Below are 19,045 nucleotides of genomic sequence, written 5' to 3' on the forward strand. Positions count from 1 at the left end.
CATGACCGCCGCCCCTCCCGTCGACGCGATGACCGTCGCGATGCTGCTCGCAGACTCGCGCCTGCCCTCGGGCGCCCACGTGTCGTCGAACGGACTCGAGGCCGCGCTGAACGCGGGGGTGCACCCGGCGCACATCCCCGATTACCTGTCATCACGCATGGCAACCGTGGTGCGGGTCGAGGCGGGCACGGCCATCGCTGCGCGCGCCGCGGTGGTCGCAGGGGTCGATGTTCCCGACACACTTGAACGGGTCGAGGCGGAGTGGGCGGCGCGCACGCCGAGTGCCGCCCTCCGCACGATCGCCGCCGCGCTCGGCGCCGGCCTCGGTCGTCTCGCCTGCCTGCTGTGGCCCGAGTCGCCCGTCATCGCCTACGCCTCGGGAGCCCGGATGTCGCGAGCTACGCTCCTCGGAACGATCGCCGCCGAGGCAGGCATCAGTCCTGGGCAGTTGGCTCGCCTCGTCGCGTACGACGATGCACAGACGGTCGCCGCCGCGACCCTCAAGCTCGAGCCCCTCGACCCGGCGACTCCCGCCAGGTGGGTGCTCGACGCGTGTGCCGAGTTCGAGGCATCCGTTCCCTTACTTGCCCAGATCACCCAACCGGAGGCGATCCCCGCCGCCGGTGCACCACAGATAGAGGAGTGGGCGGAAGCCCACTCCCAGCTCACAAGGAGGCTCTTCCGTGCCTGAGACATCCACCCGTTCACTCCGCCTCGGCATCGCAGGCCCCGTCGGCACCGGCAAGAGCTCGCTCATCGCGACCATCTGCCGCGCCCTCAACGAGGAGCTCCGCATCGGCGTCATCACCAACGACATCTATACGGACGAGGACGCGCGCTTCCTGCGCTCGGCCGGGGTGCTCGACGCGGAACGCATCCGCGCGGTCGAGACGGGCGCGTGTCCGCACACGGCCATCCGTGACGACATCACGGCCAACCTCCTCGCGGTGGAGGAACTCGAGCGCGACTTCGCCACCCTCGACCTCACCCTCATCGAGTCCGGCGGCGACAACCTCACCGCCACCTTCTCACCCGCGCTCATCGACGCACAGATCTTCGTGCTCGATGTCGCGGGCGGTGGGGACGTTGCCCGCAAAGGCGGCCCCGGTATCGCTCGCGCCGACCTCCTCGTCGTCAACAAGACCGACCTCGCGCCGCACGTCGGCGTCGACGTTCAACTCATGGTGTCCGACGCCCTGGAAGCGCGTGAAGGTGCGCCCGTGCTGGCCCTCTCGCGCAGTGACGCCGCCTCGGTTGCCGAGTTGCGGCTGTGGCTGCTCGGCCTGCTCGAGCGACACCGCTCAGGCGTGCACGTGCCGCAGGACCCGGGGCCCATGGCACCGCACTTCCATGCGGAAGACGAGCACGGCCACAGCCACGACCACGACCACGACCACGACCACGACCACCCACACGCGCACGACCACAGCCACGCCTGATGTACATCGGCCTCGAGCGTGCCGGGGAGACCGCGCAGGTACAGCTGCGCGGTGACATGCTCGCGCCCAGGCTGCTCGGGGCGGGGCGTGACTCCGCCAGGGTGGGCATCATCGCGGGCGAAGCGCTCCTCCTCGCGGGCGACACGGTCGAGACCGAAGTACGGGTCGGCGAGGGCTGCACGCTCGAACTCGAGGACATCGGCGGCACGGTCGCCTATGGCGGCGACGGCGCGGCATCCCGCTGGCGCGTGTCGATCACGGTGGAGCGCGGGGCACGGCTGATCTGGCACACCATGCCGTTCGTCGTCGCCGACGGGGCGGATGTCTGCCGCACCACCTCCATCGTCCTTGGTCGCGGCGCCGTCGCCATGCTTCGCGAGACCTTCGTGCTTGGCCGCACAGGCGAGTCCGGAGGACGACTGCTCGCCCGCACCGACGTCGAGCTCGACGGTCGCGCCCTCTACCGCGAGAGCCTCACGCTGGATGGCGCCCTCCCCCGCATCGGCGTGCTGGGCACACACCGCGTGATCGACTCGGCAATGAGCCTGGGCCGGCGCCGCGCCTCCCCACCGGGCGCGCTGCAGTTGGCCGGGGAGGGGACCATCGTCCGGGCGATGGGAAACGCCGCACATCTGGCGACGGTGGAATCGGAGTGGGCGCAGTGGGTGTCCACGCCCTCGCTCGGCGGCAATACAGCTGAGCAGCAAGGCGCTCCCGCAACCCCCTCGCTCCATCCCTGAGAGAGCGCGTCAGGGTGGCGAAACTGAACGTTTACACGGGCGACACCGCCGGGCGATGCGGCGGAGTGAAGATGGTCATGCAGCGTAAGCCGTTGCCAGACCACACGAGACAAAAAACCTCGGTGGACGTCTCATCGAGCCGCACCCCGGCATCCGAGACCTCTGTCGCAATGGCGTGCCGGTCCCGCGTTCGATGAGTCCTTCATCCGGACAGTCTGAAAGGGAGTCGCATGTTACGCGTCACTATCCTCTGTGGAAACCCCAAGAAGGGTTCGCGCACGCTTCGTATCGCTGAAGCGCTCGTCTCGCATCTGGTCGCACCCGGAGAGGCGGATGTCACAACCGTCGACCTCGCCGAATACTCGCAGCACATCTTCGAGTGGCCATCCGACGTCATGGCGCAGATCAACCAGGCAGCCGCCGACAGCGACCTGCTCGTGGTCGCGTCCCCCACCTACAAGGCCAGCTACACGGGACTGCTCAAGGGATTCCTCGACCGATACCCGGCAGAAGGCCTTGCCGGTGTGGTCGCCATCCCCGTGATGACGGGTGCCGACCTCGGTCACGCCATGGGCCCCGAGGTGAACCTTCGCCCGCTCCTCGTTGAACTCGGCGCTTCCGTGCCCACGAAGGGCTTCTACTTCGTGATGAGCGAGATGGACCAACTCGAGGCGAGGGTCCAGAACTGGGTCGCGGCCAATGCTGCGCTCCTCCGCTCCGTGTCGAACGTCGCCGCCAACACGAGGGAACTCGCCGCGGCGGAGGTGACCGCACGATGAGCCTCACACTCGAGACGCATGCCGCCAACCCGAGCCGCGCCATGCAGGGCGACAGCCTGCTCCGCGCGCCCGCCGATGACCCGCGCCTCATCCGCGCAGCCTTCGGGCGCTTCCCGTCAGGGGTCGCGGCACTCTGTGCTCGTGTCGACGGGGAGAAGGTGGGAATGGTGGCGTCCTCGTTCTCCGTCGGCGCTTCCTTCGACCCGCCGCTCGTGATGTTCTCGGCCCAGAATTCCTCGACCACCTGGCCAAAACTGCAACGTGCGCAGGAGATCGGCGTCTCTGTGCTGGGAGGCGCACAAGCGGCAGCCTGCCTGCAGTTGGCCTCGCGTTCACGGGACCGGTTCGACGGGCTCAACCTCCACGAGACGGAGGGTGGCGCCCTCCTGGTGCACGACTCAGCAATGTGGTTGCAGACCCGCGTTCTCTCCCAAACCCCCGCGGGAGACCACCACGTCGTGCTCCTGGAAGTGACAGCGCTCCACGTCGTCGACGGCGTGGAACCGCTGATCTACCACGCGCAGCGGTTCCACGGATTGCGCGCCGCCGGGTAGAGTCCCGCGCGAGACGCGCCACGCGACGGCGGGATGCCACGCCCTCACACGGGGGCTGGCATCCCGCCTCGATGTGCCCGAGACTCGATGCACCGTCGAGATCCAAAGGAGGATCCATGCCAGGCATCCCGGCCAAACGCGACTGGATGCTCGCGGGCATCGGCCTCCTCGCGATTGCGGCCGTCATCGTGATCGGCCTCCTCGTCACCCGCGCACTCGACGACACGGGCCCGGAAGGTCCCGGAATCGACATCCATCCCACGGCGCCCGCCGAGACGCCGCCCGTCTCGAGCCCGCGGCCCGTCATCCCTGCCGAGTAGCACTTCCACGAGAAAGGGCCGCCCCTTGCGGGACGGCCCAAGACTCACGCGGCGCTTACTGCGCCGTGTAGCCACCATCGACCAGATGCTGCGACCCGGTGACGTAGCTCGCCTTGTCGCTCAGCAGGAACAGCACGAGCGCGGCAACCTCATCGGCCGAACCGAGACGACCGATCGGATGCTTCGAGACAAGCCCCTCGTAGACATCCTTCGGCAGGCCCGCAAGCAGCGGGGTGTCGATGTAGCCGGGGTGCACCGAGTTGATGCGCAGCCCCTTGGGCGCATAGCTGATGGCCGCGGCCTTCGTCATGCCAGCGACGCCGTGCTTCGCGGCAACATACGGTAGCGCGGCCGCATCCCCTACAACGCCAAGAATCGACGACGTGTTCACGATCGCCCCGCCGCCGGCCTTCACGATCTCGGGTGCCTGGAAGTGGATGCCGTAGAACACCGAGTGCAGGTTCACATCCATGAGCTTCTGGTAGCCCTCGATGTCGATGTCTTCTGCGAGCCCCTGCGGCCCGCCGATTCCGGCATTGTTGAACGCGAGGTGGAGCGCGCCGTACTCCGAGACGGCGCGGTCGACGGCCGCCTTCACGTCATCGGGGTTGCCGACGTCACCCGCAATTGCGGTGGCTTTGCCACCCACGGCGACGATCTCATCGACGACCTTCTGCGCCACGTCCTGCTTCAGATCATTGACGACGACGCTCGCGCCACCCGCGGCAAGCCCAATGGCCACGGCCTTGCCGATGCCCGAACCTCCGCCCGTGACGAGTGCGATCTTTCCTTCGAATTCCTTGGTCATTTCATCCTCCGTGCGCCCTCGTGGGGTGCTGCTTGGTGAACTGCTGGCCTGGTGGTCAGTCCCTTGCTACAACAAGAGTTCCCTCCAGGAAATTCCATTCATACGTATACATGATCGTCACAGCTCCGAGTCGGACGGCATGTCCCTCGCACCGAGGTCCGCCGAGACATCCGCTTCGTCCGCGTGCTCGAGCGGCCACACGACCATGAAGCGCTCGAACACGACCTCGATGTCGTCAGACCAGCGGATGCCACGGGCCCCCGCCACCCGCCGCCAATAGCGCGTGTGACTCTCCAACCAGCCGTCGCGACTGCGGTCGCCCTCGCCCTCATCCCACGCGAAGGCGTCGTCGACACTGCGCACGGGCCCGAGGCGAAGCTCGGTCGACCTGAGCACGACGACAGGTGTGCCGCGCCCGTCGCAGGCGATCCAGTGTCCGCCGATCTGGGGCAGCGGCTGCCCATCGGCCTCGAACTCCGCCACGAGCGTCGCCGTCGCCCGCTTGCCCCCCTCCAGCACGAGCGCCAGGAGATCATCCGCCAGCTCGACGGAGTCGCCGAAGAACTCCACCGATGGATGCTCGCCATCCGGCCCCGGCACCGCGTCACGATAGGCGTGCCAGAGCTCGGCGGCCGCCGTCATGTCGGGCTCAGGAAAGGGGGTGGTCATAGGTCTTCCAATCACGTCGCATCCATCCTGCGCCGCCGAGGCCGAGAGGTCCACCCCCTATGACGCCGCACTACACGGGGAGGCGCGGCTGGGTCGCTGGGAAAGTCCACCAGCCTACGCATGCTCACGCATGGTGCGCGCGCTGCCCGAGCAAACACCGGGCGGCCGGGGCACAATGGGCGAATGCATGCCACACCCTCCGACGACACCACCCACCGCCGCATCCGCGCCACCGTGCACGGGGCGGTGCAGGGTGTCGGGTTCCGCTGGGCCACCGCCGAACACGCCACCGAGATCGGCGCCTCAGGCTGGGTCAGGAACCAGACCGACGGCACCGTGCTCGCCGAGATCGAGGGCAGCCTTGAACAGGTCGACGACATGATCGACTTCCTGCACCGGGGTTCGCAGTTCGCACGAGTCGACAACATCGACATCGAGGAGCTGACACCCGACGGCAGCGCCGGGTTCACGATCCACTAGGCGACGCTCAGCGGCGGAGGCGCCGGAGCCCGACCGCGAGCATCCGGTCAATAAGCACGACGACGAGCCCGAGTGCCAGGAAGCCCGCAAGCAGCCAGAGCACATTGAGAACGACGGCGCCCCAGCCGAACTCGTCGGCGTCGAGGAAGAAGTAGGGGTAGCGGCTGCCGACGCCGGTGAGCACCGGGCCGAGTTCGGCGCGGATGAACGCGAAGATCGCGTAGGCGGCCGGCGTCACGAGCCACAGCACGGCATACCACCAGCGGAACCGGCCCTTCGGCGAGAACAGCAGCCAATCGCCGACGGTCAGTAGCGGCACCCACGTGTGCACGAGGAGGTCCGCGAGGTCACCGCCGTCGAAGGTGCCGAGCGCGACATCCCGAGGCACGAGCACGAAGTTGTAGACGAGGCCCGTGATCGTGATCGCGACGAGCACGATGCCCGCGAGCCATGGCACGAGCACCGGGAGGGGGCGCCTGCCCCCACCGAGGTCGCGGACGGTGCGGCCCGTCACCCACAGGTAGGCCAGCAGCACGAGCAGGTTGCTCTGGATCGTAAAGTAGCTGAACGACTGCAGGTCGAGCGCGCCCTGGTCGAGTCCCGTGTTCAGGTACAGCCCATAGGCGCACACCACGAGCAGCACGAGGCGCCAGACGAGTGCGGCAATACGGATGCTTCGCCCCACGCCTTCGCGCGCAGCTCCCCCAGGCGTGCCCGCGGTCGCGCCGGGCAGGTCATCTTCGGCCATGGGGAGAGCATACGTTCGCATGCGACAGGATCCCCCGTATTTCGCGGGATCGCACAACTGCCAGCGCTCATCCAGCAAATCACAGCATCATTCCCGCATGAGCGCCCCTCGCATCCACAAGCACCGCTCCACCTGGGGCGCCTTCCTCATCGGCGTCGCCGTGATGGCCGCCGTCGACGAGATCGTCTTCCACCAGATCCTCGGCTGGCACCACTTCTATGACGGCGCGACCCTCGAGATCGGCCTGCTCACCGACGGCCTGCTGCACGCCTTCGAACTCTTCGCGATCGTCGCCGGCTTCTTCCTCCTCGCGCACGAGTGGCGCGGCGGCACCTTCAACCGCGGCTTCGCGTGGGCGGGCTTCCTCACCGGCGCGGGCCTGTTCCAGCTCTGGGACGGCATCATCGACCACAAGGTGCTGCGCCTCCACCAGGTGCGTTACGACGTCGACCTCCTTCCCTACGACATCGCCTGGAACGCCTCCGGCGCCCTCATCCTGCTCGCAGGCGTCATCGTCGGCATTCGCGCGCAGCGACGCGCCTCGGCCCGCAGCACGGCGCGGTGACGGATGCACGAGCACGCCGCCCCCGCAGCATCCGCGTTCCCATGGCTCGCCACGGCGCCCCTCGTCCTCGCGGGAATCGTCTACCTCGCGGCGGCGAGCGCCGAACGCCGCCGAGGAACCCGGGTCTGGCCGGTGCACCGCACAGTGTGTTGGACTCTCGGGCTCGTGGTTGCGGCATCCGCGTTCCTCGGGCCGCTTGCCGACCGCGCCCACCAAGACTTCGTCGCCCACATGGCCGCGCATACGCTGATCGGCATGGTTGCGCCGACCCTGCTCGTGCTCGGCGCGCCCGTCACGCTCGCGCTGCGCACGCTCGACCCGGTCGTCGCGCGTCGGCTCACACGGCTCCTGCGGAGCTGGCCCGCCCGCATCATCAGCCATCCCGTCTCAGCGGCGCTGCTCAACGTGGGGTCACTGTGGGTGCTGTACTTGACGCCGCTCCACGAGGCGATGATGGGCAACGCCCTGCTGCACTATGCCGTTTTGGTGCACTTCTTGCTCGCGGGCACGCTCTTCGCGGCGTCGATCCTCGCGATTGACCCGAATCCGCACAAGGCGAGCCGGCCCGTCCGGGCTGTCGTGCTCCTGCTCTCGACCGCCGCCCACGCGACCCTCGCGAAGGTGCTCTACGCGTATCCGCCCGCCGGCATCCCTCTCGACGAGGCCCGGGCCGGGGCTGAACTCATGTACTACGCGGGCGACGCCGCCGAACTCGCCCTCATCCTGCTCTTCTGCCTCGCCTGGTACCGCGCGGCGAAACCGGGGCGAGACTTGCACAACTCAGGAGGGCGCTCAACTGAGCGCCCACTCTGGCGCACGGCGAGCGCTCCTGAGTTGTGAAAGACTCGCGCGCTTACTCCCTCGGGCAGACGAAAGCGGCGACGCCGAAGCGCCGCCGCCTGCATCGACAGTCGTCGTGAAACCTACTTGAACGCATCCTTCACGTTCTCGCCAGCCTGCTTGAGGTTGGCCTTCGACTGGTCCATCTTGCCTTCGGCCTCAAGGCGCTCATTGTCGGTCACCTTGCCGGTGGCCTCCTTGGCCTTGCCGCCGAGTTCCTCTGCCTTGTTCTCGAACTTGTCACTCATGTGAACACCGTCCTTTCGTATCGGCAATGGGTGCGTCAGACGTTAGCCCCGGAATCGCACGGTGGAGCATCCTCCCAAGTGACTCACAGCGTCGAGGTCGCCGCCGGGTCCTCATCGGTGATCACGCCGGTGGGCTCCGCATCAGACACGACGTGCTTGGCGCCGAGTTGCTGGGCGAGCGCGCGGCCCGCCTCGACCGCCTCCTCCTTCGACGTGAAGCTCTCCGACAGTTCCGGCTTGCCGATCACCCTGTTGATCCACTGGCCCCGGTTGTCGACCGTCTCGATGTCTCCATCCCTCAATTGCTCGTTCATGCCCCAGAAGGTAGTGCCGCTCGCGTGCCGGAGAGCGACATCCCAGAGAACTGGCAGGAGTCGTTTCGGTGCTAACAAGAAGGGGATGACGAAACATGATCACGACCGCGGAAAGCGCGAACGGATGCGCGCGGCCAGTCACAGCAGACCCGTGCGCTGGCTGGCGCGCGCTGGCCTCTTCGCGAGCGGCATCGTGCACGTGCTCATCGGGGTGCTCGCGGTGGCGGTCGTGCAGGGGTTCCAGGGCAACGCCGACCAGACGGGAGCCCTCGAGGCGGTCGCCGAGACGCCTGGCGGTTTCTTCGTGCTGTGGGTTGCCGGGGTCGCCCTCGTCGGACTCGGTCTCTGGCAGTGGACTGGATCACTCACCGCTGGTGCCGACGACTCGAAGATCTTCCCGCGCTGGCTGCGGAACTACGCGAAGGCGGTCGGCTTCGGCGGCGTCGGCCTGGCGTGCCTCGCCTTCGCGATTGGCGGTCGGCCGAACGCGGCCGAGTCCACCCGCACCGCGAGCACCATGCTGATCGACTTCCCCGGTGGCGTGTTCGTGCTCGCGGCCATCGGCGCGATCGTCGGCGGCGTGGGCATCGCGTTCGTCTTCCGCGGGGTCAGCCGCAACTTCCTTGAAGACATCCAGCCGCCCCACAATCTCCTCGGCGGCGCGATCGTCGTCATCGGCATGATCGGCCACATCATGAAGGGGCTCGCCCTCATCGTCGTCGGCGGCCTCTTCGCCGCGGGCGCCCTCTTCACTGACTCCAGCTGGACCTCAGGACTCGACGGCGCCATCCGCTGGCTCGCAGGGCTCCCCACGGGGCCTGTGCCACTCTTCGCCATCGCGGGCGGCTTCATGGTGCACGGCCTGTACCTCGCGGCGCGCGGGGTCTACATCCGCCGCTAGATCCCGGCGCTGCAGACGCGCTCAGGCCGCGTCGAGGTACCGCCACCGCCCGCCGACGCGCGCAAAACGGCTCACTTCGTGCTGGCTGCCCGCCGCGGCATCCGCCCCCGGTCTCGGCTTGAAGTACGCGGTGAACTCGACGATGCCGACGTCGTCGCCTAGGCCGCCCGCCTCGGTGCGGTGGATGTCGAGGCGGTACCAACGCAGGCGCTCGTCGAGCTCGAGCGAGTCAGGCCGGGTCGACGGATGCCACGTCGCCAGCAGGTAGTCAGCGTTGCCGACCGCGAAGGCGCTGAAACGGGACCGCATGAGCCGCTCCGCCGTGGGGGCGGATGCCTCGCCCCGGTGGTAGCAGCCGCAGCATCCGTCATACGGCTCGCCGCTCAGGCAGGGGCAGCGCGTGGGGGAAGTCACGCGCCCATCATCGCAGCCGTGCGCGCAGTGCGTGACACTGGGAACGATCAGCACGCGAGCAGCTACGACGCCCCCGCCGCGAGTGCCTCATCCACGGCAGACCGCACGCCCGTGCGCCACGGCTCGCCGTGTCCCGGCAGCACGATGCGTGCCTCCGTCGCTGCGAGCCTGCCAAGGGACGCGAGCGCCAGCGGGGAGTCTGCCGTCGCGGCACCCGCGATGATCTGCGGCCCACGGGATCCCTTGTAGGGGTCGAGCGTGACGAGCGCGTCGCCCGCGATGACGGCGTCGGACTCCGGCAGGTGCAGCGCGCAGTGCCCGTTCGTGTGCCCCGGCGTCTCGATGACGATCGGATGCCCTGGCACGTCGAGCACGCCGCCCGGCATCGCCGTGACCTCCTCGACCCCCGGCACCATAAGCGCGCCCGCGCCGGTCATGGCGGCGAGCACCGGCAGCGCGCGGGGGTACCTGAAGGGGTAGACGAAGGGCGTGCGCTCCCTCGCGTAGCGATAGGGGTGGTGCGCGAGCCGATGGTCGCCCTCGTGCGCGAAGACGGGGACGTTGATCTCACGCTGGGCACGGGCCGCGAAGCCCACGTGGTCAAAGTGGGCGTGCGTGAGCACGATCGCCGCGACATCCGAGAGGCTTCGCCCGATGCTGTCGAGCGCCCGCGGCACGTACTTCCAGGTGCTGGGAAACGCGGCATCCACGAGGGTGACGGATGCACCCTCCTCCAGCACGTAGAGGTTCGTGTAGGCGTGGCCGAGCCGGTGCACGCCGCGCGCGACATTGCGGATGAAGACGGGGTGGCCGCCTGCCCGCCGGGGCGATGCCTCGGCGGGCGGGCGGGTGGTCGAACCGCTCACGGTGTCAGCGACGGGAGCCGCTGGTGGTACCGGTTCGATTTCCGCGAGAGAGTAGGAAGCCGAGGGCGATCATGCCGATGCCGAGCACCAGGTGGAGCCAGTTGTCGGCGTTGTTGAGCGGCACGAAGTTAGCGGCGTGGTCGCTGTGGCCGAAGAAGAGACCGTAGATCCACAGCACGAGGTAGACGATTCCGCCGATGATGAGGTAGCTCCTCGATGCGGATGCGCTCCGGGCGAGGGCGACGCCCAGCACACCGAAGAGCAGGTGCACGAGGTTGTGCAGGATCGATACCTGGAAGATTCCGAGCAACATCGCCTCGGACTCGTGGCCCGCGAACTGCATGGTCTCGTAGTTGGTCGTGACGCCGGGGATGAATCCCATGATGCCGACCAGGAGGAACACGATCCCCACGATCAGGGACCCCTTCTGCACGGGAGTCTGCGCGAATGCTCGCGTTGTTGTCGCGCTCATTGTGTTGAGTCCTTTCGCTCAGTGGTGGCGCAGGGGCGCTCTCACGCGTGACGATAAGGCCGCCACGTGACGCATGCTCCACTACTAAGGGAACTCACAGGTGGCTACTCGCGCAGCACCCCCGCACCCTCGGACTGCGCTGCTCGCCGCTGCTGCGCCTCGAGCAGCTCGGCCTCCTCGCCGCCGATCGCCTCGCCGCGCGCGACCATTCCGGCCGTGTCGGAGAGGGGGATCTGCTTGAGGAAGAGGGCGAGCACGAAGGCGAGCAGGAGGAAGGGGATGAGGTACCAGAACACGGGCGCGAGCGAGTCCGCGTACGCCGTGACGATGCCGTCGCGCACCTCGTCGGGGAGCTGGCCCAGCGTCTGCGGGTCGAGCGTCGCGGTCGCCTCGCCCGCTTCGGCGGCGCCAGCGCCGGCATCCGTGAACACCTTCGTGAGGTTCTCCGAGAGACGGTTCGTGAAGAGGGCGCCGAAGATCGCGACGCCGAGGGACGCCCCCACCTCGCGGAAGTAGTTGTTGGTGCTCGTCGCCGAGCCGATGTCCTTCGGCGCCACGGCGTTCTGGGTCACGAGCACGACGACCTGCATGATGAGGCCGAGGCCCGCGCCGAAGAGGAACAGGTAGACGCAGATGAGCCAGACCGGCGTCTCCGCTGTCAGCCCCGTGAAGAGCAGCATCGCGGCGGCCGTCACGAGCGTGCCGAGGATCGGGTAGATCTTGTACTTGCCCGTCTTCGTGATCGCGAGGCCAGAGAAGATCGACGTGCCCATGACGCCCACCATCATGGGGATCATCAGCAGGCCCGAGACGGCAGCGGATGTTCCGGAAGACATCTGCAGGAACGTCGGCACGAAGGCGATCGCCGCAAACATCCCGAGCCCGAGCGTGAAGCCGATGGCGGTCGCGTTGACGAAGATTGGGTTGCGGAAGAACGACAGCGGGATGATCGGGTCGTCTGCCTTCGCCTCGATCCACACGAACAGGCCCGCCGCGATGAGCATTCCCCCGCCCCACGCCCAGGTCTCGGGGGCATCCCAGCCGTGGTCGGCGTTGCCGCCGAACTCGCTGAAGAAGACGAGGCAGGTCGTCGCGATCGAGAGCGTCACGACGCCGAGGATGTCTATCTTGCGGGTCGCCTTCTTGCTGGGCAGGCGAAGCGCGAACCAGCAGATGAGGAAGGCCGCGATGCCGATCGGGATGTTGATGTAGAAGGCCCACTGCCAGGTCATGTGGTCGACGAAGAAGCCGCCGAGCAGGGGCCCGGCGATGGCAGAGATGCCGAAGATCGCCCCGAGGGGGCCGAGATACTTGCCGCGTTCGCTCGCGGGCACGATGTCGGCGATGATCGCCTGCGAGAGGATCATGAGCCCACCGCCGCCGAGGCCCTGCGCCGCGCGGAAGGCCACGAAGGTCCAGAAGTCACCAGCGAAGGCGCAGCCGATCGAGGCGAGCGTGAAGAGTGCGATCGCGATGAGGAACAGGTTTCGCCGCCCCAGCACGTCGCCGAACTTGCCGTAGATGGGCATGACGATCGTGGTCGCGAGCAGGTAGGCGGTCGTGATCCATGCCTGGTGCTCGACACCGCCGAGTTGGCCGACGATCGTGGGCATGGCGGTCGAGACGATCGTCTGGTCGAGGCTCGCGAGCATCATGCCGGCGATGAGTGCGCCGAAGATGACCCAGATGCGCCGCTGCGTGAGCAGGATCGGCGCGGGCGCGGAAGGAGCGGATGTCATGGGGTTCCTTGCTGGGGAGATGGTCAGTTCTGGAGCGCAGCGGTGAAGATCTGCTTGGCCGCGTCGAGCCGTGATCGAAAGATCTCGGGGAGGGTGTTCGTGTTGTCGGGGCTGAGGAACTGCCGCACCGCCGACTGCACGATCGCGTCGCAGAGCGTGACCGCCATGCGGGCGACCGGATGCTCGGAGACGAGGCCCTCGCGGGTGCCGACGAGCATCGTCATGTAGCGGTGGTGTTCCTCGCCTCGACGCATGAGCTGCTCGACGAGCTTGGGCTCCCGGTGTGCGGCGGCGAAGAACGCGCCGGCTTCTGCGGGCGTGAGGCCGATGACCGCGAAGTGCGCGGCCGCCAGCGCCAGCAGGTCTTCGAGGAGGTTGGGGGAGACGCCCTTGATGCCGTCGGCGCGCCCGTCGAGGAAGGCATCGACGGCGGCGGGATCGACGCCGTCGCCGTACTCGCCGATGACGGCCTGTTCCTTGCCTGGGAAGTAGTTGAAGAAGGTGCGGCGCGAGATGCCGGCGTGCTCGCACAGGTCCTCGACCGTGAAGCCTTGCAGCCCTGAGGTGGCGGTGAGTCGCCGCGCGTATGCGGTGATCTCGCGCCGAAGGTCGGCCCGCCGATCGCTTGCACTCCGAATCATGAAGTGCAGTATTGCACTCTAGTTGCGAGAGTGCAAAACACCCCCTGATGGGGCCCCTACCGCCGCCCCAGCGCCCCTGTTACTCTGACGCCAGATGCATCGCAGGGATGCGATGTGCGTGACAACGGGGGTGCAACACGTGGGCGGTTTCTTCACGGGCCCGACCCCGACCCAGCGGACCGAGGCCGCGAGTGCCTTTATCCAGCCACACGGGATCTCCTTCGGCATCAGCCACCGCGGCCTGGATGCGTCGATCGTGGCGATCTCCGACTCCTGCGAGCAGCTCTGGGGCCTGCGCCCCGAGGAGATCCTCGACAGGCCGAGTGTGGAGTTCCTGCATGCGCCCGAACGCCTGCCCATCAACGGCACGAGCGAGCGGGCCGGTCCCATGCAAGTGCGCGACTTTCGCGACGATGTCTGGTACTTCACGCTGACCCGCACGGCGGGACAGGCGATGGTGCACCTCGAGCCTTCCAAGCCGGAGGCACGATCGGATGCGACGCTCTGGCTCGCCGAGACGACGGAACAGCTCGAACACTTCACGGATGCTGCCGAGCTGTGGGACCACGGCTGCAAGACCGTCCGCGCGCGCCTCGGCTCCGACCGCGTCATTGTCATGCGGCTGCACAAGGACGCCCACACCGATGTCATCGCGGAATCGGTCGATGAGGGCATCGGTTCACTCCTGGGCCTCCACGTCCCCAGCCCAAGCAGGCCATCCTTCGAGTTGGCGTACTACTCGCAGTCCCGGTCGACCAACCTCGTGGACATCGACGCGCTCCCTTCGCTCGTCGTGCCGCGAACCGACCAGCGCGGCATGGGGTGGAACGTCTCCCTTTCCCCCCTCGCCCTCGGCGCGCCCCACCACCTCACAGTGCTTCGCAAGATGGGTGGCGTCGCGGCGGATTTCAGCGTCAACCTGCACGGCGACGCCGGCCTCGAGTACATCCTCGGCAGCCAATCCGTCACACCGACCTACATCGACCCGCTCGAGCGTGCGGCGATCGAGCTCTACGGGCGAATGCTGCACCATCGCGTCTCCACGTTGCGCCGCTCGGCCAACGCGGCCCGGCGCTCCGAGCTCGTCGAGGTGCAGCACCACATCGTCGAGCGCTTCGGGGACGGCAGCATCGCCGACTCCCTCGCCGCGCACTCGCGGGACGAGGGCGTGCTCGATCTCATCAGCGCAGATGCCGCGATCATCTCGGTCGGCACCGAACGCCGGGTCCTCGGCGACCTCGACGAGCACGAGGCCGTCGTCGTGAGCGACACGGTGCGCAACTGGGTCGACACCCTCAGCCGCCACGGCGCCTTACTCACCGACCGCGTGCGCGACATCCACCCACGCCTAGCGGATGCCGCACCCCGCGTCGCGGGACTCCTCGCGATCTCGATCGGCGCCCAGGGCGATTTCGTCTGCTGGGTGCGCCGCCCGTTCACCCAGACGGTGCACTGGCTCGACCTCACGGATTCGGCGCAGGATGCCTCGCCCAGCACCATCCGGCGGCAGACCAACAATGTCGCCGACAGTGCGCAACCGTGGAGCGACCGCGACCGTTTCGCCGCGGAAGAACTCGCGCGAGACGTGCAGGATTCGCTCCTGCGCCGAGCGCAGGCAGAACTCGCACAGCTCGCCCTCGTAGACGCCCTCACTGGGCTGCCAAACCGTCGCCTACTGCTCGACCGCCTCGAGAAGGCGATCGGGCGGGCTCACCGCGGCCGCCACTTCGCCCTCCTCTTCCTCGATCTCAACGACTTCAAGGCCGTCAATGACACCTTCGGCCACCAGGCCGGTGACGAGGTGCTCGTCGAGACCGCCCGGCGCCTCGAGGAGGCCGTGCGCGACGGTGACACGGTCGCGCGTCTCGCCGGAGACGAGTTCGTCGTGCTGTGCGAGGACACGCGCCAGGGTGAAGAGGCACTCGTGGCCGAGCGCATCCGCGAGAGCTTCGCCCGGCCCTTCACGGTCAAGGGTGGAGAAGCCATGGTGGGAGTCGCGATCGGCGTCGGCCACCTCGAACTCGGGGTCGACGCCCCAAGCCTGCTCGACCGCGCCGACCGCGCCATGTACGAGGCCAAGTCGGAGATGAAGAGCCACTAATTGAACGCGGGTTGAGTAGCTCGCTAGCGCTCGCTACTCAACCCGCGAAGGGGCTTAACCGATCGGGTCGAACACGTCGTGGTCGCCCACGGTCGCCGCGAGGCGCTCGTTGTGGAACGCCTCATCGCCGATGATCTGCTCGATCGCCAGGATGCGGCTCGCGTAGTGCCCCACAGAGTACTCGGCCGTCATTCCGATGCCACCGTGCAGCTGGATCGCGTCGAGGGCGATGTGGCGACCCGCGCGTGCGACCTGGATGGCGGAGTGGGATGCTGCGGCCGCGACATCCGCGTCGGTCGAGCCCTCATCTGCTGCGACGATCGTCGCCCAGGTGATGGCGCTGCGCGCGAGCTCGAGTGCGACGTACATGTCGGCAGCGCGGAAGTTGAGCGCCTGGAACTTGTTGAGCGTCACACCGAACTGCTTGCGGGTCTTCAGGTAGTTGACCGTGATGTCGAGGGCGACCTGCATCGCACCGAGGGCCTCGTGGCCGTAGGCGATGCGGGCGAGGTTGAGCGCCCGCTCGATCGCCGCCGACTCGTCGCCGCCCGCGCCGAGCGGCACGGCCGGAGTGTCGGCGAAGGTCACGGTCGCGGCGCGGGAGCCGTCGTGCGTGCGTTCCGTCGTGGCCGTGTATCCCTCCGTGACGAGGAAGAGACCGGTGCCGGCATCCGTCTTGGCCGACACGAGCAGGAGGTCAGCACGGCCGGCCTGGATGACGGGCGCCTTGACGCCGTTGAGACGACCGTTCGCGAAGGTGACGCTCGGCTCAGTCGACCAAGCCTTGCCCGGCTCGGCCCACGCGAAGACGGGCAACAGGGCACCCTCTGCGATGGCGTCGAGGTACTGCTCCTTCTGCTCCTCGGTGCCGACGGATGCGATGAGTCCGCCGGCGAGCACGACCGCCTCGACGAAGGGGTCGGGTGCGATGACCTTGCCGAGTTCCTCGGCCACGAGCGACACCTCAGCGGGCGTCGCCTCGAAGGGCAGGCTCAGCACGCCCATCTCGGCGAGCTGCTCCCACGCCGTGAAGCCGTGCTCGGTGTTGGTCGCGGCACGCCGCGTCTCGGAAGAGTCGTAAACCTTCGTGATGAGGCCGCGCACGGCCTTGACGAGGTCGAGCTGTTCTGAATCGATAGTGAAGTCCACGTCTACAGTCCCAGGATCGTGCCGGCGATGATCGTGCGCTGGACCTCGTTGGATCCGCCGTAGATCGACACCTTGCGGTTGTTGAGGAAGACCCGCGAGTCGTGACTCGTGAGTGCGGTCGGGCCCTCGAGGTCCATGAGGAGCTCCGAGACGGCCTGGGTGAGCTGCGAGCCCTTGATCTTGAGCACGCTGGATGCCGGATGCGGCCTGCCGCCATCGGAGTGGGCCGCGACCCGGAGGGCGGTCGTCTCGAGGGCGAGCAGCTCGTTCTCGAGCGTGACGATGCGGGCGGCGTAGCGGTCGAGCACGCCGCGCTCCTTGGCGATGGACTTCGCCGTCGCGAGGTGGCGCTGGGATGCACCGACCTGCGCGATGCCGACGCGCTCGTTGCCGAGGAGGAACTTCGCGTAGGTCCAGCCCTTGTTCTCCTCACCCACGAGGTTCTCGGCGGGAACGCGCACGTTCTCGAAGAAGACCTCGTTGACCTCGAAGCCGCCGTCGATGAGCTCGATCGGCCGCACGGTGACGCCGGGGGTCGTCATGTCGATGAGGAGGAAGCTGATGCCCTCCTGCTTCTTCGCCGCCTTCGGGTCGGTGCGCACGAGCATGAAGATCCAGTCACCGTACTGGCCGAGCGTCGTCCACGTCTTCTGGCCGTTGACGATGTACTCGTCACCCTCGCGGATGGCGGTCGTGCGCAGTCCGGCAAGGTCGGAACCGGCATCCGGCTCGCTGAAGCCCTGCGACCACCAGATGTCGATGTTGGCGGTCTTGGCGAGGAAGCGCTCCTTCAGTTCCTGCGAGCCGAAGGCGGCGATGACGGGGCCGACCATGCCCGCGTTGAAGGGAAGCGGCTGCGGCACACCCGCGAGTTGCATCTCTTCGTGCCAGATGTGGCGCTGCAGCTGCGACCAGTCCTGGCCACCCCACTCGACCGGCCACCCGGGCACGGCGAGGCCAGCGGCATTGAGGATCTGCTGGCTTTCGACGAACTCTTCCTTGCTGAGTTCCTGTCGCGCCAGCACCTTGTTACGAATGCGCTCCGGCACCTGCGTGGTGAAGAACTCACGCATCTCCTCCCGGAACTTCTGATCCTCCGGGGACAACTGCAGTCTCATAGGGCTCCCTCGCTCTGGACGTGTTGTTCGAGAGTAGGCCCTCGCGCGAGAGCCTACGAACCGGTGCGCGATTCCGCCAGCGCGAGTCCGGGCTGCTGCTCCACCGATTGGCGTGCGCTACAAGACGCGGCCTCACACACTCCCCCGGTGGCTGTGCGGGGAACGTAATGAAACCCGGCGCAGACCGACACGGGAGGGAAACCTCCCCTGCCTAGCGTCGAGAGTGGCCGGCAGCCGCGGCCCTCACCCAGACCCTTCGGAGCGTGCCCCATGTCGTATGTGAAACCCGCCGACCTCGTCACCACCATGATCGAGGCCGGTGAGTCCAAGGTCCTCATGTCCACTCGCGACACACTCGTGCGCGCGTCCATGGGCGGTGCGCTCCTCGCGCTCGCCGCCGCCTTCGCCGTCACGGTGACCGTGACGACCGGGATGCCACTGCTCGGCGCCATCCTCTTCCCGGTCGGCTTCATCATGCTCTACCTGCTGGGCTTCGACCTACTCACGGGCGTCTTCGTGCTCGCGCCCCTCGCATGGCTCGCCAAGCGGCCGGGCATCACGATCGCTGGGGTGCTTCGCAACTGGGGGCTCGTCTTCGTCGGCAACTTCATCGGCGCCTTCATGGTCGCGGTGCTCATGGCGATCGTCGTGACCTTCGGCTTCGCGACCGCCCCCAACGAGGTGGGCCAGGCCATCGGCCACATTGGCGAGGGCCGCACTGTCGGGTATGCCGAGCATGGGGCCGCCGGCATGCTGACGCTCTTCGTGCGCGGGGTGCTCTGCAACTGGATGGTCTCGCTCGGCGTCGCCGGTGCGATGATCGCGAAGGATGTCCCCGGCAAGGCGCTCGCGATGTGGATGCCGATCATGCTCTTCTTCTTCATGGGCTTCGAGCACTCGATCGTCAACATGTTCCTGTTCCCCTCCGGCCTGCTGCTTGGCGGCGACTTCACGGTCATGGATTATCTGATCTGGAACGAGATCCCCACCGTGCTCGGCAACCTCGTCGGCGGCCTCACCTTCACGGCGATCCCCCTCTACGTGACCCACGCCCGCATGAAGGCGAAGCGGGAGGTGCCGCTCAGCACCCCGCGCATCCCGGCCTGACCTGCCTGAGGGCGCTCGCCCAGGAGCAGGTCG

24 protein-coding genes are annotated in these 19,045 nt (G+C 67.7%); 12 read left to right on the forward strand and 12 right to left on the reverse strand.

The genetic code is table 11. The features are described from left to right. Position 1: 1 nt before the first annotated feature. From FVA74_RS11145 to FVA74_RS11170, 6 genes are all read left to right on the forward strand, one after another. Positions 2–691, forward strand: coding sequence for an urease accessory protein UreF (locus FVA74_RS11145; RefSeq protein WP_147722460.1), 690 nt, complete (start codon positions 2–4; stop codon positions 689–691). After that, complete coding sequence (ureG, locus tag FVA74_RS11150) at positions 684–1,439, forward strand: urease accessory protein UreG (RefSeq protein ID WP_147722461.1); 756 nt, start codon at positions 684–686, stop codon at positions 1,437–1,439. The genes FVA74_RS11145 and ureG overlap by 8 nt, the downstream gene beginning before the upstream one ends. Beyond that, the gene (locus FVA74_RS11155; protein ID WP_147722463.1) at positions 1,439–2,179 is read left to right on the forward strand and encodes an urease accessory protein UreD; all 741 of its coding nucleotides are present in this window, start codon (positions 1,439–1,441) and stop codon (positions 2,177–2,179) included. Before ureG ends, FVA74_RS11155 begins: the two co-directional genes overlap by 1 nt. Before the next feature lie 230 nt (positions 2,180–2,409). Then, positions 2,410–2,958, forward strand: a complete 549-nt coding sequence (locus tag FVA74_RS11160; protein WP_147722466.1) for an NADPH-dependent FMN reductase — start codon at positions 2,410–2,412, stop codon at positions 2,956–2,958. After that, positions 2,955–3,512, forward strand: coding sequence for a flavin reductase family protein (locus FVA74_RS11165; protein ID WP_240792227.1), 558 nt, complete (start codon positions 2,955–2,957; stop codon positions 3,510–3,512). The genes FVA74_RS11160 and FVA74_RS11165 overlap by 4 nt, the downstream gene beginning before the upstream one ends. A 116-nt stretch (positions 3,513–3,628) precedes the next feature. Further along, positions 3,629–3,832 (forward strand): hypothetical protein, encoded by a 204-nt coding sequence (locus FVA74_RS11170; RefSeq protein ID WP_147722468.1) that lies wholly within the window; start codon positions 3,629–3,631, stop codon positions 3,830–3,832. Between the two features lie 55 nt (positions 3,833–3,887). On the opposite strand, the gene FVA74_RS11175 is transcribed toward FVA74_RS11170, so the two are convergent. Both FVA74_RS11175 and FVA74_RS11180 read right to left on the reverse strand, forming a co-directional pair. Continuing rightward, positions 3,888–4,640 (reverse strand): SDR family NAD(P)-dependent oxidoreductase, encoded by a 753-nt coding sequence (locus FVA74_RS11175; protein WP_147722470.1) that lies wholly within the window; start codon positions 4,638–4,640, stop codon positions 3,888–3,890. A 117-nt stretch (positions 4,641–4,757) separates the two neighbouring features. Next, complete coding sequence (locus tag FVA74_RS11180) at positions 4,758–5,309, reverse strand: ASCH domain-containing protein (RefSeq protein WP_147722472.1); 552 nt, start codon at positions 5,307–5,309, stop codon at positions 4,758–4,760. Between the two features lie 183 nt (positions 5,310–5,492). Here FVA74_RS11180 and FVA74_RS11185 point away from each other — a divergent pair, with 183 nt between their 5' ends. Then, entirely contained in the window at positions 5,493–5,789 is a 297-nt protein-coding gene (locus tag FVA74_RS11185) for an acylphosphatase (protein WP_147722474.1), read from the forward strand. A 7-nt stretch (positions 5,790–5,796) separates the two neighbouring features. Here FVA74_RS11185 and FVA74_RS11190 read toward each other — a convergent pair whose 3' ends face one another. Continuing rightward, complete coding sequence (locus FVA74_RS11190) at positions 5,797–6,537, reverse strand: Pr6Pr family membrane protein (protein ID WP_147722476.1); 741 nt, start codon at positions 6,535–6,537, stop codon at positions 5,797–5,799. A 97-nt stretch (positions 6,538–6,634) separates the two neighbouring features. Between FVA74_RS11190 and FVA74_RS11195 the strand changes: the two genes are divergently transcribed. Together FVA74_RS11195 and FVA74_RS11200 are read left to right on the forward strand one after the other, a co-directional pair. Then, positions 6,635–7,102: a DUF2243 domain-containing protein gene (locus FVA74_RS11195; RefSeq protein WP_147722478.1), complete on the forward strand. Its 468-nt coding sequence runs from the start codon at positions 6,635–6,637 to the stop codon at positions 7,100–7,102. 3 nt (positions 7,103–7,105) lie between these two features. Then, positions 7,106–7,942: a cytochrome c oxidase assembly protein gene (locus FVA74_RS11200; RefSeq protein WP_147722480.1), complete on the forward strand. Its 837-nt coding sequence runs from the start codon at positions 7,106–7,108 to the stop codon at positions 7,940–7,942. Between the two features lie 83 nt (positions 7,943–8,025). On the opposite strand, the gene FVA74_RS11205 is transcribed toward FVA74_RS11200, so the two are convergent. Next, complete coding sequence (locus tag FVA74_RS11205; RefSeq protein ID WP_147722482.1) at positions 8,026–8,190, reverse strand: CsbD family protein; 165 nt, start codon at positions 8,188–8,190, stop codon at positions 8,026–8,028. An 83-nt stretch (positions 8,191–8,273) separates the two neighbouring features. After that, positions 8,274–8,504: a DUF2188 domain-containing protein gene (locus FVA74_RS11210; RefSeq protein WP_147722483.1), complete on the reverse strand. Its 231-nt coding sequence runs from the start codon at positions 8,502–8,504 to the stop codon at positions 8,274–8,276. An 85-nt stretch (positions 8,505–8,589) separates the two neighbouring features. Between FVA74_RS11210 and FVA74_RS11215 the strand changes: the two genes are divergently transcribed. Then, positions 8,590–9,405, forward strand: a complete 816-nt coding sequence (locus tag FVA74_RS11215; protein WP_168220118.1) for a DUF1206 domain-containing protein — start codon at positions 8,590–8,592, stop codon at positions 9,403–9,405. Positions 9,406–9,426: 21 nt separating this feature from the next. On the opposite strand, the gene FVA74_RS11220 is transcribed toward FVA74_RS11215, so the two are convergent. From FVA74_RS11220 to FVA74_RS11240, 5 genes are all read right to left on the reverse strand, one after another. After that, positions 9,427–9,819: a YchJ family protein gene (locus FVA74_RS11220; protein WP_147722487.1), complete on the reverse strand. Its 393-nt coding sequence runs from the start codon at positions 9,817–9,819 to the stop codon at positions 9,427–9,429. A gap of 62 nt (positions 9,820–9,881) precedes the next feature. Beyond that, the gene (locus tag FVA74_RS11225) at positions 9,882–10,685 is read right to left on the reverse strand and encodes an MBL fold metallo-hydrolase (RefSeq protein ID WP_147722489.1); all 804 of its coding nucleotides are present in this window, start codon (positions 10,683–10,685) and stop codon (positions 9,882–9,884) included. 4 nt (positions 10,686–10,689) lie between these two features. Beyond that, positions 10,690–11,157, reverse strand: a complete 468-nt coding sequence (locus tag FVA74_RS11230; RefSeq protein ID WP_147722491.1) for a DUF4383 domain-containing protein — start codon at positions 11,155–11,157, stop codon at positions 10,690–10,692. Between the two features lie 104 nt (positions 11,158–11,261). Further along, on the reverse strand, positions 11,262–12,896 hold the full coding sequence (locus tag FVA74_RS11235) for an MDR family MFS transporter (protein ID WP_147722493.1): 1,635 nt from the start codon (positions 12,894–12,896) through the stop codon (positions 11,262–11,264). A 23-nt stretch (positions 12,897–12,919) separates the two neighbouring features. After that, entirely contained in the window at positions 12,920–13,537 is a 618-nt protein-coding gene (locus FVA74_RS11240; protein ID WP_147722495.1) for a TetR family transcriptional regulator, read from the reverse strand. Positions 13,538–13,676: 139 nt separating this feature from the next. Here FVA74_RS11240 and FVA74_RS11245 point away from each other — a divergent pair, with 139 nt between their 5' ends. Continuing rightward, positions 13,677–15,638, forward strand: a complete 1,962-nt coding sequence (locus tag FVA74_RS11245; protein WP_168220119.1) for a sensor domain-containing diguanylate cyclase — start codon at positions 13,677–13,679, stop codon at positions 15,636–15,638. A 54-nt stretch (positions 15,639–15,692) separates the two neighbouring features. On the opposite strand, the gene FVA74_RS11250 is transcribed toward FVA74_RS11245, so the two are convergent. Continuing rightward, on the reverse strand, positions 15,693–16,787 hold the full coding sequence (locus FVA74_RS11250) for an acyl-CoA dehydrogenase family protein (protein WP_147722499.1): 1,095 nt from the start codon (positions 16,785–16,787) through the stop codon (positions 15,693–15,695). Between the two features lie 2 nt (positions 16,788–16,789). Next, positions 16,790–17,905 (reverse strand): acyl-CoA dehydrogenase family protein, encoded by a 1,116-nt coding sequence (locus tag FVA74_RS11255; protein WP_147722501.1) that lies wholly within the window; start codon positions 17,903–17,905, stop codon positions 16,790–16,792. A gap of 270 nt (positions 17,906–18,175) precedes the next feature. Between FVA74_RS11255 and FVA74_RS11260 the strand changes: the two genes are divergently transcribed. Then, a complete protein-coding gene (locus FVA74_RS11260; RefSeq protein WP_147722504.1) occupies positions 18,176–19,012 on the forward strand; it encodes a formate/nitrite transporter family protein in 837 nt (278 codons plus the stop codon). The last annotated feature ends 33 nt before the right edge of the window (positions 19,013–19,045 follow it).

The organism is Salinibacterium sp. dk2585, assembly GCF_008001035.1.
Taxonomy (GTDB): domain Bacteria; phylum Actinomycetota; class Actinomycetes; order Actinomycetales; family Microbacteriaceae; genus Homoserinimonas.